15 protein-coding genes are annotated in these 15,398 nt (G+C 32.5%); 5 read left to right on the top strand and 10 right to left on the bottom strand.

Annotation, left to right across the window (positions count from 1 at the left end; all coding sequences use genetic code 11):
* The first annotated feature begins 49 nt into the window (after positions 1-49).
* The 3 genes from QGM60_RS16400 to QGM60_RS16410 all read left to right on the top strand — a co-directional run bounded on the left by QGM60_RS16400 (position 50) and on the right by QGM60_RS16410 (position 2,087).
* Positions 50-580 carry a YceI family protein gene (locus QGM60_RS16400; protein WP_281141338.1) on the top strand — a complete coding sequence of 177 codons (531 nt, stop codon included), beginning with the start codon at positions 50-52 and terminating at the stop codon, positions 578-580.
* Positions 581-656: 76 nt separating this feature from the next.
* Positions 657-1,490 carry a 4,5-DOPA dioxygenase extradiol gene (gene ygiD, locus QGM60_RS16405; RefSeq protein WP_281141424.1) on the top strand — a complete coding sequence of 278 codons (834 nt, stop codon included), beginning with the start codon at positions 657-659 and terminating at the stop codon, positions 1,488-1,490.
* A gap of 27 nt (positions 1,491-1,517) precedes the next feature.
* On the top strand, positions 1,518-2,087 hold the full coding sequence (locus QGM60_RS16410) for a YceI family protein (protein ID WP_281141339.1): 570 nt from the start codon (positions 1,518-1,520) through the stop codon (positions 2,085-2,087).
* A 69-nt stretch (positions 2,088-2,156) separates the two neighbouring features.
* Here QGM60_RS16410 and QGM60_RS16415 read toward each other — a convergent pair whose 3' ends face one another.
* Complete coding sequence (locus tag QGM60_RS16415; RefSeq protein ID WP_281141340.1) at positions 2,157-3,008, bottom strand: endonuclease/exonuclease/phosphatase family protein; 852 nt, start codon at positions 3,006-3,008, stop codon at positions 2,157-2,159.
* A gap of 112 nt (positions 3,009-3,120) precedes the next feature.
* On the opposite strand from QGM60_RS16415, the gene QGM60_RS16420 reads away from it, so the two are divergent.
* A complete protein-coding gene (locus QGM60_RS16420) occupies positions 3,121-3,750 on the top strand; it encodes an NAD(P)H-dependent oxidoreductase (protein ID WP_281141341.1) in 630 nt (209 codons plus the stop codon).
* 27 nt (positions 3,751-3,777) lie between these two features.
* Positions 3,778-4,974 carry a DegT/DnrJ/EryC1/StrS family aminotransferase gene (locus tag QGM60_RS16425; RefSeq protein WP_281141342.1) on the top strand — a complete coding sequence of 399 codons (1,197 nt, stop codon included), beginning with the start codon at positions 3,778-3,780 and terminating at the stop codon, positions 4,972-4,974.
* Here the strand turns inward: QGM60_RS16425 and ribB are convergent.
* The 9 genes from ribB to QGM60_RS16470 form a co-directional block, all read right to left on the bottom strand.
* Positions 4,971-6,119, bottom strand: a complete 1,149-nt coding sequence (ribB, locus tag QGM60_RS16430) for a 3,4-dihydroxy-2-butanone-4-phosphate synthase (RefSeq protein ID WP_281141343.1) — start codon at positions 6,117-6,119, stop codon at positions 4,971-4,973. The genes QGM60_RS16425 and ribB overlap by 4 nt on opposite strands.
* 28 nt (positions 6,120-6,147) lie before the next feature.
* Entirely contained in the window at positions 6,148-8,142 is a 1,995-nt protein-coding gene (locus tag QGM60_RS16435) for an LptF/LptG family permease (protein WP_348634913.1), read from the bottom strand.
* A gap of 24 nt (positions 8,143-8,166) precedes the next feature.
* Positions 8,167-8,808, bottom strand: coding sequence for an outer membrane lipoprotein carrier protein LolA (locus QGM60_RS16440; protein ID WP_281141344.1), 642 nt, complete (start codon positions 8,806-8,808; stop codon positions 8,167-8,169).
* Positions 8,809-8,831: 23 nt separating this feature from the next.
* Positions 8,832-11,231, bottom strand: coding sequence for a DNA translocase FtsK (locus QGM60_RS16445; RefSeq protein ID WP_281141345.1), 2,400 nt, complete (start codon positions 11,229-11,231; stop codon positions 8,832-8,834).
* Between the two features lie 30 nt (positions 11,232-11,261).
* Positions 11,262-12,038, bottom strand: a complete 777-nt coding sequence (locus QGM60_RS16450) for a M15 family metallopeptidase (RefSeq protein ID WP_281141346.1) — start codon at positions 12,036-12,038, stop codon at positions 11,262-11,264.
* Between the two features lie 72 nt (positions 12,039-12,110).
* Positions 12,111-13,028, bottom strand: a complete 918-nt coding sequence (locus QGM60_RS16455; RefSeq protein WP_281141347.1) for an ATP-grasp domain-containing protein — start codon at positions 13,026-13,028, stop codon at positions 12,111-12,113.
* A 499-nt stretch (positions 13,029-13,527) separates the two neighbouring features.
* Positions 13,528-13,902 (bottom strand): diacylglycerol kinase family protein, encoded by a 375-nt coding sequence (locus QGM60_RS16460; RefSeq protein ID WP_281141348.1) that lies wholly within the window; start codon positions 13,900-13,902, stop codon positions 13,528-13,530.
* 30 nt (positions 13,903-13,932) lie between these two features.
* Positions 13,933-14,433, bottom strand: a complete 501-nt coding sequence (gene tpx / locus QGM60_RS16465; protein ID WP_281141349.1) for a thiol peroxidase — start codon at positions 14,431-14,433, stop codon at positions 13,933-13,935.
* Between the two features lie 106 nt (positions 14,434-14,539).
* Positions 14,540-15,391 carry a phosphatase PAP2 family protein gene (locus QGM60_RS16470; RefSeq protein WP_281141350.1) on the bottom strand — a complete coding sequence of 284 codons (852 nt, stop codon included), beginning with the start codon at positions 15,389-15,391 and terminating at the stop codon, positions 14,540-14,542.
* Positions 15,392-15,398 lie beyond the last annotated feature (7 nt).

The raw sequence follows: 15,398 nt of genomic DNA on the forward strand, positions 1-15,398 counted from the left end.
AACTTACTGTATTCTCATTGCATCTTTGTACCAACAAAAAACATAAACAATGAGTACTACAGCAAAATGGACAATTGATCCAACACATAGTGAAATCAATTTCAAAGTAAAACACTTAATGATCTCTAATGTTAAAGGTGAGTTTACTGAGTTTGAAGCAGAAATTAGCGGTGAAGATTTTACAGCATCTAAAATTTCAGCAAAAGTAAAGTCAGATTCTATTTTTACAAACAACTCGGATAGAGATGCACACCTAAAAAGCGAAGATTTCTTTGACGCTTCAAAACATGAATTTATAACTTTTGAAGGTACAAAGCTTACAAAAGTTGATGATGATGAATATTCATTAGAAGGTGATCTTACCATAAAAGATACAACTAAAAACATCGCATTGTTATTAGAGTACGGAGGACAAATGAAAGATCCTTACGGAAACGAAAAAATAGGATTTTCTGTAAATGGTAAAATCAATAGAAAAGATTGGGGACTTAACTGGAACGCTGCTTTAGAAGCAGGTGGAGTTATGGTTAGTGATGAAGTTAAAATCATCGGAGAATTACAGTTTGTTAAACAAGCATAATTAATTTTATTTCTCTAAGATGAAGCGAAGTAAATTTATTAAATCAATGGCATTGCTGCCAATAATAGGAGCATCTATGAACTTACAAGACTTAAACAAAATAACATCTAAAATGAGTAATACCAGCAAAATGCCAGTATTATTCCTAGGTCACGGTAGTCCAATGAACGCTATTGAGGAGAATGAATTTGTTTCAGGCTTTAGAAAGTTAGGTCAGGAAATTCAAAAGCCAAATGCTATTCTTTGTATTTCAGCGCATTGGGAAACCAAGGGGACCTTCGTTACAGCGATGAAACAACCAAAAACTATACACGATTTTGGCGGTTTTCCACAAGCGTTGTTTGATGTGCAATATCCAGCACCTGGTAGTCCTGAATTGGCTCAAACCACTAAGGATTTAATTAAAACAACAGAAGTTGGTCTCGATGAAAATTGGGGATTAGATCATGGCTCGTGGAGTGTTATAAAGCACATGTATCCAGACGCAAATATTCCTGTGATTGAGCTGAGTATTGATTATACACAACCGGCACAATACCATTACGATTTAGCAAAACAACTTTCAGAACTTAGACATAAAGGCGTTCTAATTATTGGAAGTGGAAATATGGTACATAACCTTAGAATGGTAAACTGGAGAAAACTTAACGAAGAATATGCTTACGATTGGGCTATTGAAGCTAACGAAAGCATGAAAAACTTCATTTTAGACGATAATCATAAAGATCTAATAAACTTTAGATCACAAGGTAAAGCCTTTGAGCTGGCAATACCAACACCAGAGCATTACATGCCATTAATTTATACCATGGCATTTAAAGACAAAAATGATGATGTATCATTATTTAATGATAAGCCACTAGGAGGATCGTTGACTATGACATCAGTTAAAATAACACCAAACACTTAAAATTTTAAACACTAAAAATTAAAAATCATGAAAAATTATTTATTAATAACATTTACACTTTTTGCTACGGCTTTTACAGCCTTAAACACTACATGGAGTAATGATGATGCGCATTCTACATTAGGATTTACGGTAACTCATCTAGGTATCAACGATGTTACAGGAACATTCAATGATATTGATATTACTTTAGAAGCTTCAAAAGAAGATTTTAGTGATGCTGAATTTTCATTAGAAGCTAAAACGGCTTCAATTGATACAGAAGTTGAAGCTAGAAACAATCACTTAAAAAGTGCAGATTTCTTTGATGTTGAAAAATTTCCAACATTAACTTTTAAGAGTAACAAAATGAAAAAAGTAAAGAAAGATCATTATACACTTGAGGGTGACTTAACAATGCATGGTGTAACAAAGCCAGTAACATTAGACCTAACGTTTAGAGGAACAACAGTTAACCCAATGAATAAGAAAACAACTGCTGGTTTTCAAGTTACAGGAACTTTAAAAAGATCAGACTTTAACATTGGCGAAAAATTCCCTGAAGCTATGATTAGCGATGAGGTTAGAATTAAAGCTGATGCTGAATTCATCCAATAAATATTACCTAAAATAGATTGATTGATAGCTAAAAAGTGGGCTCATTATTTATAAGAGCCTGCTTTTTTCTTATTTTAACTCAGCTTCAATAAATACAGGAAAATGATCTGAAGGAAATTTGAAATTTACAGAACTAGAGAAAATAGCATATTTCTCAACATTCACCTTAGGGTTTTTTGAAACCAAAATATGATCAATCCTTTTATTTACAGGCTCATCATATTTAAAACCAGTGAAAGTTCCTTCTGGTCCAAAAATAATATCAGCTATTTCCTTTGAATCATAAAAATCTACTTTTGTTTGTGCTATAGCATCACTGTTTGGTTCTACATTGAAGTCACCAGTAATAAACACAGGAAGGTTTTCCGTGTTTACTGATTTAACTTTATCTAAAATCAATTTTAAACCTTTCTTTTGGGCTACTTTTCCAACATGATCTAAATGTGTATTGAAAACCCAAAATTTTTCCTTTGTAGATTTAAGAGTAAACAACCCATACGTGCATACTCTTCTACAAGCACCATCCCAGCCTTGAGATAACTCATCTGGTGTCTCAGATAGCCAAAATGTATTATCTTTTTCTACTGATACAGTCTTCTTATTGTAAAAAATAGCTGAGTATTCACCTTTATCTACGCCATCTCTGGCTTTACCTATAAAATTATAATCAGTTAATAAAGTATCTAAATCTTTCATTTGACCAGGCAAAGCCTCTTGAACTCCAAGCACATCAGGAGCAAAAAATAATACTTGAGAAGTCAAAAATTCTTTTCGGTTTGGCCACGCGTTCTCTCCGTCAGAAGCTACATTAAGTCTAATGTTATAGGACATTATTTTAGCATTGTCTTCAGGAACTTTTTTCTCTGCACAGCTTGTGAAAACAATGATAAATAATAAGAGTGTTGCTTTTATAAAGTTCATATTTTATGTAATTGGTCTTCACAAAAATAATAAAGCTGTTATTAAGATTTCTTTAGTAGGTAATATTATTTCCATCATAGATTAAATACTTATTTTTGTCAAAAAAGAGACCATGTCTATTATAGAAAAATTACAGTGGCGCTACGCTACAAAGAAATTTGATAGTAATAAAGAATTATCAAATGATAAACTCCAAACTCTTAAAGAAGCTTTTAATTTAACAGCCTTATCTTATGGATTACAAACTCTAAAGTTAGTTGTAGTTAAGGATAAGACTAAACGAGAGGCGTTATTGCCATGTGCTTTTGGACAACGTCAGGTAATAGATTCCTCTCATCTATTGGTATTGTGTATTCAATCAGAAATAGATGATAAAGATGTTGATAATCATTTTGATAATATTAAAAATATCCGTGAAACTCCAGATCATATTCTAGACCCATTTAAAACCCAGATGAAATCTACAATTTCTTCTATGTCATTAGATAGAAAAGTAGATTGGGCAACAAGACAAGCTTATATAGCATTAGGAAATCTAATGACTGTTTGTGCTGTAGAATGTATTGATAGCTGTCCTATGGAAGGATTTAAGCCAGCAGAAGTAGACAAAACTTTAGCTTTAGATGAATTAGGTTTAAATTCTGTTTTATTGCTTCCTGTAGGGTATAGAGCAGAGGATGATATGTTTTCAACGTTTAAGAAAGTTAGAAAAACAGTTTCAGAAACAGTAGTTGAGTTATAATTAAAATGCTAAGAAAAGTAAATATTTATGCCAGGATTTGAATTATTTGGTGAAGCAGAACGAAAAGAAGTAAATGATGTTTTAGATAATGGTGTGTTAATGCGCTATGGTTTTGATGGGATGCGAAAAGGTCATTGGAAAGCAAAAGAACTTGAAGCAGAACTCGAAACTGCATTTAAAACCCAACACGTGCAATTGGTATCTAGCGGAACTGCAGCTGTATCTGTGGCATTGGCTTCTGCAGGTGTAGGTGCAGGAGATGAGGTTATTATGCCAACATTTACTTTTGTTGCTAGTTTTGAAGCTATTATGATGTTAGGAGCAATTCCTGTTTTGGTTGATATTGATGACACTCTAACTTTAGATCCTAAAGCTGTAGAAGCAGCTATTACGGATAAAACTAAAGCCGTAATGGTGGTTCATATGTGTGGTAGTATGGCAGATCTAAATGAACTTCAAGATATTTGTAATGCTAAAGATTTAATTTTGGTTGAAGATGCTTGCCAAGCCATTGGTGCCACTTATGAAGGAAAGCCACTAGGAAGTGTAGGTGATTTAGGTTGTTTTTCATTCGACTTTGTAAAAACCATTACTTGTGGCGAGGGTGGTGCTGTTATCACTAATAATAAAGATTATTACATTAATGCAGATCATTACAGTGATCATGGTCATGATCATATTGGCAATGATAGAGGTGCGGAAACCCATCCGTTTTTAGGATATAACTTTAGAATTTCAGAACTCCATGCAGCTGTAGGTTTGGCTCAGGTTAAGCGTTTACCAGAGTTTCTAGAAATTCAACGTAAATTCCTCAAAATTTTTCAAGAGACATTATCTCAAATTCCTGAAATCACATTGAGAACTGTACCAGAAGGTGGAGTAGAGAGTGGAGCTTTCTTCAATTTCTTCCTTCCAAATATAGAGATTACACGAAAAGTAATTCAGGCTTTTAAGGAAAATGGTATAGATGCTTGTTGGAACTATTATGACAACAATTGGCATTACATTCGTAAATGGGACCATTTAAAGGATTTAAAATCATTATTCCCAATTTCCGAAGAAGTTAAGGAGGGCTTAAGTTATCTTCAGACAAAGTCTTTCGAACAATCAGATCATTTTATAGGTAGAAATATTTCTTGCCTGATTAAATTATCTTGGACAGAACAAGAAGTGAAGGACAGAGCAGATAAGATGGCTGAAATTATTAAGAGTGTACTTTCTTAATAATTTACGTAATCAACAATTTCTAAACCATAGCCAATCATTCCAACACGTTTGGTCTGTAGACTGTTTGAAATTAATTTCAACTTGCTGATTTTTAAATCGTGAAGTATTTGCGCGCCAATACCAAAATCTTTGGTGTCCATAGCAATACTCGGAGCTTTTACTAATTTACCTTCAACTTGCTCTTCTTTTAGAATTGCCAATCTATTTAGCAAATTCATAGACTGTGCTTGTTGATTGATAAATATGATAGCACCTTTGCCTTCCGAATTAATAACGTTAAACATATCGTCTAACTTTTGATCCGCATTATTTGTAAGTGTACCAAGAATATCATTATTTACCAAAGTAGCATTAACACGAGTTAGGATTGGTTCATCAGATTTCCAGTTACCTTTTGTTAAAGCAATATGAACTTGGTTATTGGTAGTTTGTTGGTATGCTCTTAATCTAAACTTACCGAAGCGCGTTTCTATATCAAAATCTTCTTTTTTTTCAATCAAAGAATCATATTCCATACGATAAGCAACCAAATCTTCAATGGAAACAATCTTTAAATCAAACTTTTTAGCGACCTCCAATAATTGAGGTAAACGTGCCATAGAACCATCTTCATTCATAATTTCAACAATAACACCAGCAGGTTCAAAACCAGCTAAACGCGCAAAATCAATAGCGGCTTCTGTATGTCCTGTACGTCTTAATACTCCACCATTTTTAGCAATTAAAGGAAAAATATGACCTGGTCTTGCGAGCTCAAAAGACTTTGTTTCTTTATTCACTAATGCCTTTACAGTTTTAGCTCTATCTCCAGCAGAAATTCCTGTACTAACACCATTTCCTCTTAAATCTACGGAAACCGTAAAAGCCGTTTCCATAGGGTCCGTGTTGTTAGTAACCATAACCTTTAAATCTAGTTCTTTACAACGCTTTTCGGTTAAAGGTGTGCAAATTAATCCACGACCATGAGTAGCCATAAAATTGATCATATCAGGAGATACTTTTTCAGCAGCAGCTAAAAAGTCACCTTCATTCTCTCGGTTTTCGTCATCGACAACAATGATAACCTTACCTTGGCGAATGTCTTCAATAGCTTCTTCAATAGTATTTAAACGTGTTTCGGTATTCACAGCACTAGATATCATAATGAAAATTTATTAAGCAAAGATACGCTTATTTTATGTTCTTAACGCAACTTAGATAGAAGTCGTAAGAAATCTTATTTCTTAAATAAAGGTATTTTAAAGGGTAGAAAGGAAGTGACAGAATTAAAATCAGAGGATTAATTCGTTTTTTCTCATCCTTTATAGTTTTATAAAATTTTGAATAGACGTAAGCATCTACAATTACGTAGATAGCGTAAAATATAAATCCGATGATGCTTAAGCTTAAAGAGGCTTCTGCAAATTCAGGAAGTTTATTGTTCTTAAAAACAAAATGAAGAATTAACAATATGGCACCAATACTATAACTTACTAAACTGGTTTTTGAATAATCTTTGTAGTCCTTCATCAATGATTTGGCTTTAATGAGCTTATCAGGAACATAGAGGCCTTCAGATTTAAGACCTTCAAGAGCTATATTTCTACTCAATAAACTATGAAGTGCTATTTCTTTAGGTTTTTTATCTAAATCAAATTCGTCTTGTTTTTTAATAATAGCGACTAACTCTTCAATTGAATATTTTTTGTAATAGTTATAAGATTTTGTATCACTTTCAGAAAGTTGAAGTTTGTTCTTTGGCGCAAACATTCTTCTAAAAGGAGCAATAAGATTATCGAATTGAAAAACGCCCTTGTCATTTGTGGCTCTTGTGGTAAGATAAATACTTAAAGGCAACATTATGGCTGTTGAAAGCCACGAACCTATAATTGGGCTGAAACTTCCTTTTTCAGCACTGTTTTTTGCAAATATTCCAAAGAAATGATAGGTTAAAAACAATACTATAGCAATAACCATTGGTAGACCTAAGCCACCTTTGCGAATTAGAGCTCCAAGAGGTGCTCCTACAAAAAACAGAATAACACAAGCAAAAGCTAAAACAAATTTATCGTGGAGAGCAATAATGTGCTTGTTCAACCAAATATTTTTAGATTCTTGATTTTTTAGATTTGAATCTATAATTTGTCTTGTACTATTAGCCGAGTTTATAGCGAGATTAATAACTTGTACTTTAGTGTTAGTTTTATCGAATAGATCAATAATGTTATTAGTATAAATTGAATCTTTCTTCTCTAATGATTTAATCTCAATATTCTTATTAAGGGAAGCATAAGTTGATCTATTATATAAAGTATTTGATAAGGCTTCGGCATCATTAGTTTGCTTTGCCGTTAAACTATCTATGGTATAGTTTAACTGGCTTATATTTTGCATATTATAGCGATCTGAATGATTTCTTTCATCCATATCATCAGCATTCAACTCTTCGAGATCTACATTTATAACATAGGTGTCAAAATAACTTTTGGCGTGAGGCTTTTTTATATTTTTTCGGACGTCTTTATCTACAATTTCCTGATAATAATTACCATTTTTTAATTCGAGTTTAAGAATATTGGATTCTTCACTACTTTTTAATTCACCTTCTTCAGATTTAATTACGGTGTAATTTCCTTTACGAGTATCGCTTTTTTGGTGAATGATAACATCTTTGAGGAATTGCCCATTTTCACCTGTTTTTTCTTCAACTTTAATATTGATATTACCAATTTCATTGAATTGACCTACAGCGATAGCTAGTGCAGGTTTTTTCTTGGCGATATTACGTCTTAGGTTATAAAAATTATATTCACCCCAAGGAATAACATTATTAGCAAAAAAGAAGCAACCTATACCAAGAATCACAATAAATACACTTAGGCTTCGCATGGCACGCTGTAGCGAAATACCGGTAGATTTCATTGCAGCAAATTCATAGTTTTCGGCAAAGTTTCCAAAAACCATAATGGAAGATAACAAGACACTCAAAGGTACTACCAAAGGAATCAACTTTGGCATGTAGTAAAAAATAAACTTTACCGTAACAGCAACATCTAAATCCTTTCCTGCAAGTTCGGAAATGTATAGCCAAACCCCTTGCAAAACAAAGATGAACATGAATATAACAAAGACGCTAAAAAACGTCCTTAAAAACGTGATAAGTATGTACCTATCTAATATTTTCACTTAATAATTTTTTAAGCTTGAAACTTAATCAATTTTGTTGATAAAGTAATCACTGTATTTACTTTCGTCAAAAGTAAATAAGGTTTTTGAGATAGGTTCGTTGGTTTTAAAAGAATTAACAGTAAGTGTAGTTTTGGTACCGTTATTTCCAGCTTCAATTAAATTATAAATATGTTTTGTTGTGGCATCAATACCTAAAAGAACATACTTTATTTCAGAATTAGCATCAATAGGACTCAATTTTACATATTGAATTTTTCTACCCTTCACGTTTTGAACAATATCCATCTTGTAAGTGTAGCCATCTTCATAAAATGAAAGCATATCACTAGGAGTAATTGTATTTTCATTTTCAGTATTGTTGGAAGAGATGGTGACTTCTTCATCTTCCGGACTGATGGTATACAAAGTTTTACCATCATAAATTCTTGTAATACCTAGAATATTAAGCTTATATTTTTCGCCTTCAATAACAACATCGCCACGTGTTTCTTGTTTAATGTTTTCACTTAAGTTGCTTAATTCGTATTTAAAATCTAAACTGATGTTTTTATAAGATTTAATCTTAGCGCTTACTTCATTTAGCAGTTTTTCAGCTTTAGCATCATTTTGCGAAAAAGCTGTAAACCCAAAGGCTAAAAAGGCAAATACTAATATTTTTTTCATTTTTATTTAAGTTGTTATGTTTATTATTCGTTTTCTAATAATTGATCCAAAGCTACTAAATCTGGCACTAATACTTGCCTGGCTTTACTACCTTCAAAAGAACCAACTATGCCAGCTGCTTCTAATTGGTCAATAATTCTACCAGCTCTATTGTAGCCTAATTTCAGTTTTCGTTGTAGAAGAGATGCTGAACCTTGCTGTGATGTCACAATAATTTCAGCAGCTTCTCTAAACAATTTATCTCTGTCAGATATATCTATATCAAGATTTGTGCCACCTTCTTCACCAACGTATTCAGGTAATAAATGTGCGTCTGGATAAGCTTTTTGTGACCCTACGAATTCCGTAATTTTTTCAACTTCTGGTGTATCAACAAAAGCACATTGTATGCGAATTAAATCATTACCTTGTGTGTAAAGCATATCTCCACGACCAATTAACTGATCTGCACCAGAACCATCCAAAATTGTTCTACTATCAATTTTACTTGTTACTCTAAAGGCAATACGTGCTGGGAAATTCGCTTTAATGATACCTGTTATTACGTTTACCGAAGGACGTTGGGTTGCAATGATTAAATGAATACCAATGGCACGTGCCAATTGTGCCAAACGTGCAATTGGCGTTTCTACTTCCTTACCAGCAGTCATAATTAAATCGGCAAACTCATCTACAACCAATACAATATATGGTAGATAAGCATGACCGTCGTTTGGATTTAATTTTCGTGCTTTAAATTTGGTGTTGTATTCAGCAATATTTCTACAAAATGCATTTTTAAGCATTTCGTATCGGTTATCCATTTCAATACAAAGTGAATTCAGCGTATTAATAACCTTGGTATTATCTGTTATAATAGCTTCTTCACTATCTGGAAGTTTAGCTAAATAGTGACGTTCTATTTTATTGAAAAGTGTAAGCTCTACTTTTTTAGGATCAACAAGTACAAATTTAACCTCTGCAGGATGTTTTTTGTAAAGTAAAGACGTCAACACAGCATTAAGACCAACAGACTTACCTTGACCTGTAGCACCAGCCATAAGTAAGTGCGGCATTTTTGCTAAATCTACAACAAGTGTTTCGTTACTGATGGTTTTACCAAGCGCAATCGGAAGTTGCATTTTGGATTGTTGAAATTTCTGTGAAGCAATCACAGAACGCATCGATACAATAGTTGCATTTTTATTCGGAACTTCAATACCGATAGTCCCTTTACCAGGAATTGGCGCGATAATACGTATACCAAGTGCAGCTAGCGAGAGTGCAATATCATCTTCTAAATTCTTGATTTTAGAAATTCGGATACCAGCATCTGGCACAATCTCGTAAAGAGTTACAGTCGGACCAATTGTAGCTTTTATACTGGTGATGCCAATTTTGTAATTATTGAGTGTTTCAACAATTCGGTTTTTGTTTTCTTCAAGTTCGTCTTGATCTATTGAAATACCTTCATTTTCGTATTTTTTCAAAAGATCTAAAGGTGGAAATTGGTATTTGCCAAGTTCTAGAGTAGGGTCGAACTGCCCGAAATCTTCAACAAGTTTATCTGCTAAATTATCAGTTTCGGATTTTTCTTCTTCAAATTTTTCAACTTCAACTTGTAACTCTGGTGTGTCAATAGTTTCCTCTTCTTTTTCTGAAACTTCAATTTTTAGGTTTTCAATTTTCTTGTCAGGAACAGGTGTTTTTTCGGTTTTAGAAGTGTTGTCATCTAGTGAAATTTCATGTGCCGACTTAATCGCTTCAGCTTCTTCGGTTAAGCTATTGTCAATAATAACAGTTTGTTCTTCTGAAGCGGTTTGAAAATCATCTTTAATATTTCGTTTTGCACTTTTGAAGATATTAGCAATAGATTCTCCTGTAACTTCAAATCGAATAGCTAAATAGGTAATGAATCCAAAAATAAGGAGTAGGATAGTACCTATTTTACCTATGTAATCTTGAAGAAAGAGATTGATTTCATAACCAATAACTCCACCAAGAATATCAAATTTATGTGTAAAGAAACCGAATAGAATCGATAACCAAATGACGATTAATGTTCCCCAAATCCAGTGTTTTCTTAGTTTAGTTTTTTTTAGATTTAAAGTCACATAGACTCCAGAGAGAAATAATAAACCTGAGAATATAAATGAAGGTATACCAAATCCTTTAATAATAAACAGCTCACTTACCCAAGCACCAAGCTGACTTGCCCAATTTTTATAGGCTTCTGAGCGGTCTGGGAAGTTACTAAGAATACTTTGGTCTTCTTTTCCTGTAAAAATGAAGGATAAGAAGGAGATAAAAAGAAGCACACCTAAAATAATAAGTAGGCTACCAAAAATCAGTTTTTGCTGATTGGATAACGCAAACGAAAGCTTTCTTGGTTTAGCTTTAGACTTTGTTGTGGTGGTTTTCTTTTTAGTTCTTTTTTTTGCCATATTATTTCGAAAATACCGAAATTATAGTGTTTAATTATATGCTTTTACTTTTTTGGATAAACCATTAACATAACGGTCAATCATTTCAATGGATTGTGCAAGTGAATCTCCTTTAAATCCTTCAATATCTGAATACTTAATATTGTTATTGTAATATTTCAAATATTTACTTGCTAAAGGTAAATACGACCAATGCCACATTTCTAGATTATAACCGGTTCTTCCATGATCTTTCTCAGTATAAGGTTGATAAAACCCGTACGTCTCTGCATTTTTGGCTAACCAATTATATTCTGTCTGTCCTTTTCCGCTGCTAAAATACGAATTACTTAAACTATTTAGGTCAATATCTGTTCCCCAATGATGTCTCGATGTTGTAGGCATTGAACTGTAGGTTAAGATTTTTAAAGCGCGTTCATTAGGATTGAGACTGTTATAGGTTTTCCATTTTCTTTCCCAAATGACTTTTTGCTCATCAAAATTACGAGTTCCTGAGATAATTTTTAGATCTATACCATCATTTTTTGCAGCTTCAAACATATTTACAAAAGCTGTGTAAACTTCTTTATTGAGATATAATGTTTTTGAGGAGTGAATAGTTTCTACTTTTATAAAATCTGAATGTGTTCTGTAATTGAATTTACCTAAAACAAAATCTTTGGTCAGGTTATCATAGATAGTATCTTTTTTTTGTATGACTTCCGTCTCAGGAATAGTATTTTGTACTTTTTCTTTCTGATTTGTTGTTGCTTCTTTGCAGCTAGCAAATAGAATCAAAAATAAAAGGATTAATAAGGTAGGTCTCATTCTTATGATTATAGAAATATTAAAACTAAACAAATTATAGTTTAGAAACGGGTTTTGTTTAGATTTTGGTATTTATGATAGTAAATTGTTATTGGGTATATTCTTTAAAATAGATCTCATAGTACAATAAAATTCATCTGTATTAGCATGATCGGGAAGTCCAGCTACTTGGCCATCACCTAACTCCATGATTATCCAATTACCATCTTTCTTTTTTGCAACGTCCATTGTAAAAAAATTGCTTTCTATTTTATTAGCAATATTTTTAAAGAATTCAATATCTGGCTTTTCAGAATCGTATACTCCTTCATCCCAATAGTCTAGCACTTGAACCAATTCTTTGTTCAAAAAAATAAGTCTAAATTCTTTTGTTAAAGGCATTCCGCTTTTTGAATGGTCAGTTAAAAATTCTAGCTCAACAAACTCTCTAAATACAAGACCTTCATTAAGGTAAGAGCCTCTAAGTTCTAAAAATTTATTTGTGACCTCCTGAACTTTATTTTTATCCGAAGCGTTTGGAATAAAGCAGGCGTCTTTCCAATGGTGTTTTTCAGATTTTACAAAATCCTTAACGATGATAGGATTGTTGCCAAAATCTTTTACTAAATCAAGAATATTATTTTGTAATAAATCTTTTGTCCAATTAGATTTAGGGGTCTCATTAATAATTTTGTCATAAGAATTAGGTAAATAATGACAATGATTATATTCAACTGGATTATTAATCAATATGATATTTTTCATTAGGAGACCTTGGTAAAAGGCTTCATATACTTTCGGTCTCATCATCCAGCCACGGTAAATTGCTAGTTCCTGCTTGTCACAACTTTTCATGTATTTTAAAGCACTTTTAATGTTACCTTCTTCAAGAGCTTCAAAGCTGATGATTTCGGTGTTGAATCCATTATTTTTTGCTGAAATAAATTCAGTATGATAATCTGGTTCAACAGTCTTATTATCTATTACGCTATCACAAAAAATGATTTTCATATTCAGTTTTGTTTTAACTTATATAATAAAAGGCTAAAATTATTTGAAAAATTTTTGATAAGATAATAGGTGTGTTAAAAATTAGAGTTGTAAATAAAGCATAATTTTTGGCTAACATTTTTAAAGATCTCATTTCATAAAACCTGATAATTTTATAAGTAACAAAAATGTTTAAAATAATAACTGATATATAAGCTATAATTTCGATTGTTGGTTTTTGTTCATATGGTGTGAACCACAGTAAATGTCCAAATTGCCTGATATTTTCATATTCAAGAGGCAAGTATATTGATGTAATTCCTAAAATAAGCCGTAAAAGATTTGAAGTAACAATACCAAGGATTACTAAGCCAGTAATCATGATATAATGAATAGCTATAGATTTATTTACAGATAATTTTTTTAGTGATTTTCTAAAAACCAAGAAATAAACATAAATCAATAAAGGACTTGTGATTAATATTAATAAGATCTCAAATATAAAGACAGGAAAACCCATTTAAATAACACCAAACTTAGGCAAATAAATAATCCCAGAAATTATAACGGCAATAATTGAAGCAATAAACACAGCTCCTGCGGCAACATCTTTAATTAGTCCAATTTTATGATGATGTTCAGGATGTACAAAATCGGCAATGTATTCAATAGCAGTGTTAACACCTTCAATACTCATAACTAAGCCAATCATAGTGATTTGCGCAATCCATTCGGTTTTTGAAATCTCAAAATAAAATCCAGCAATAGTCACCACAATAGCAATAAACAACTGAATCTTTATGCTGGCTTCAGTTTTTATAAGAATAAGCATGCCTTTAAAAGCATAGCCAACACTTTTTAGCCTATTAATGATAAAAGGTTCTTTTTTTTGCATGAATAAATTCTCGCTAAACTTGTGTTGAATCTATTTTAAAGCTTCTAAAGCCGACTCGTAATTTGGTTCATCTGCTATTTCTGCAACTTGCTCTGTATGTAAAATCTTACCGTCTGCACCTATAACAACCACACATCTTGAGAGCAAAGTTTCAAATGTTCCAGAGCTAAAAGCTAAACCGTAATCTTTACCGAAGTTACCCGTTTTGTAATCGGACAGACTAATAACATTATCTAAACCTTCAGCACCACAAAAACGTTGCATGGCGAAAGGTAAATCTTTAGAAATACAAAGGACTTTAGTATTTTCAAGCTGACTTGCTTTTTCGTTAAAAGTTCTTACAGATTGTGCACAAGTCCCAGTATCTACACTTGGAAATATATTCAAAACTAAACGTTCTCCTTTAAAATCAGCATTGGTTTTATCTGATAAATCTGTTGCTGTAAGTTTAAAATCGGGTGCATTATCACCAACGTTTGGTATGTTTCCTATAGTTTCTACTGGATTACCTCCTAATGTTACTTTTGCCATGTTTTTTTGGTTTTGTTAGAACTATAAAGTTAGAAATAATTAAACCAACAACTATTAAATAAATAATAATGTTTGTGTAATTAATGGCTAGTGAAAAAAGAAGATTTTAAAAAGTACCTACAAACCCAATGGTGTTGCCCGTGAAAGAGAAATTCCATGAGATCTTATTGTTTTGATCAGGTCTTTCTATATCAAACGCTTTTTCTTTGAACAAGAAGTTATCAATACCATCTACAACAATAATACTAACAACAGTACTAAAGGCAATATCCGTAAACCAATGTGCTTCGTCAATGAGTCGAGAGACAGGAGGAATCGCTCCAATAGTATAAATGCCTGCTTTTACCCAAGGATTTTGAAATTGTTTGGCTATGGAATGAGCCATTGTTACTGATAAAACTGTATGTCCAGAAGGGAAAGAATGCTGTCCTCCTTCTTTTGAAAATGGTTTAAAATGATGAGCTCCTCTGCCAACACCAGGTCTTGCCCTACCAAAACCATTTTTGGCTATTGTCTGTATAAAACCAGTAGTTATTGAAGAGGTAATAATAAGAACGCTTGTGCGCCTTACTTTACTATTTTTAGTGAGTAGTCCAAAGCCATACAAACCAGCATTGGCAATAAAATAATTTTGAGGACTTCCAAAATACCACCCAAAATCCCTAACGTGTTTAGGGAAGCTAGATCTATGGTTTTCGGTATAATCGTTTATAGTTTCATCAGCGAATGATAAGCCAACGGTACCTACAATGATGCCTCCTAATTTTAGATAATCTTTCTCTTTCCAGCTTAACGGTTTGGTAAAAGAATGTTTAACTCCATGCCAAGTGGTATTAAAATCGTATTTTAATAAAGACCATGTTGAGGCATTGTCTTGATCTATAGTGTATAATAAATCTTGAGCATAACCCTTACCCAATAGCATAATGCTAAAGGTAATAACTAAAAAATGTTTCATTGTTTAA

Source organism: Winogradskyella sp. SYSU M77433, from assembly GCF_029911945.1.
Lineage (GTDB): Bacteria > Bacteroidota > Bacteroidia > Flavobacteriales > Flavobacteriaceae > Winogradskyella.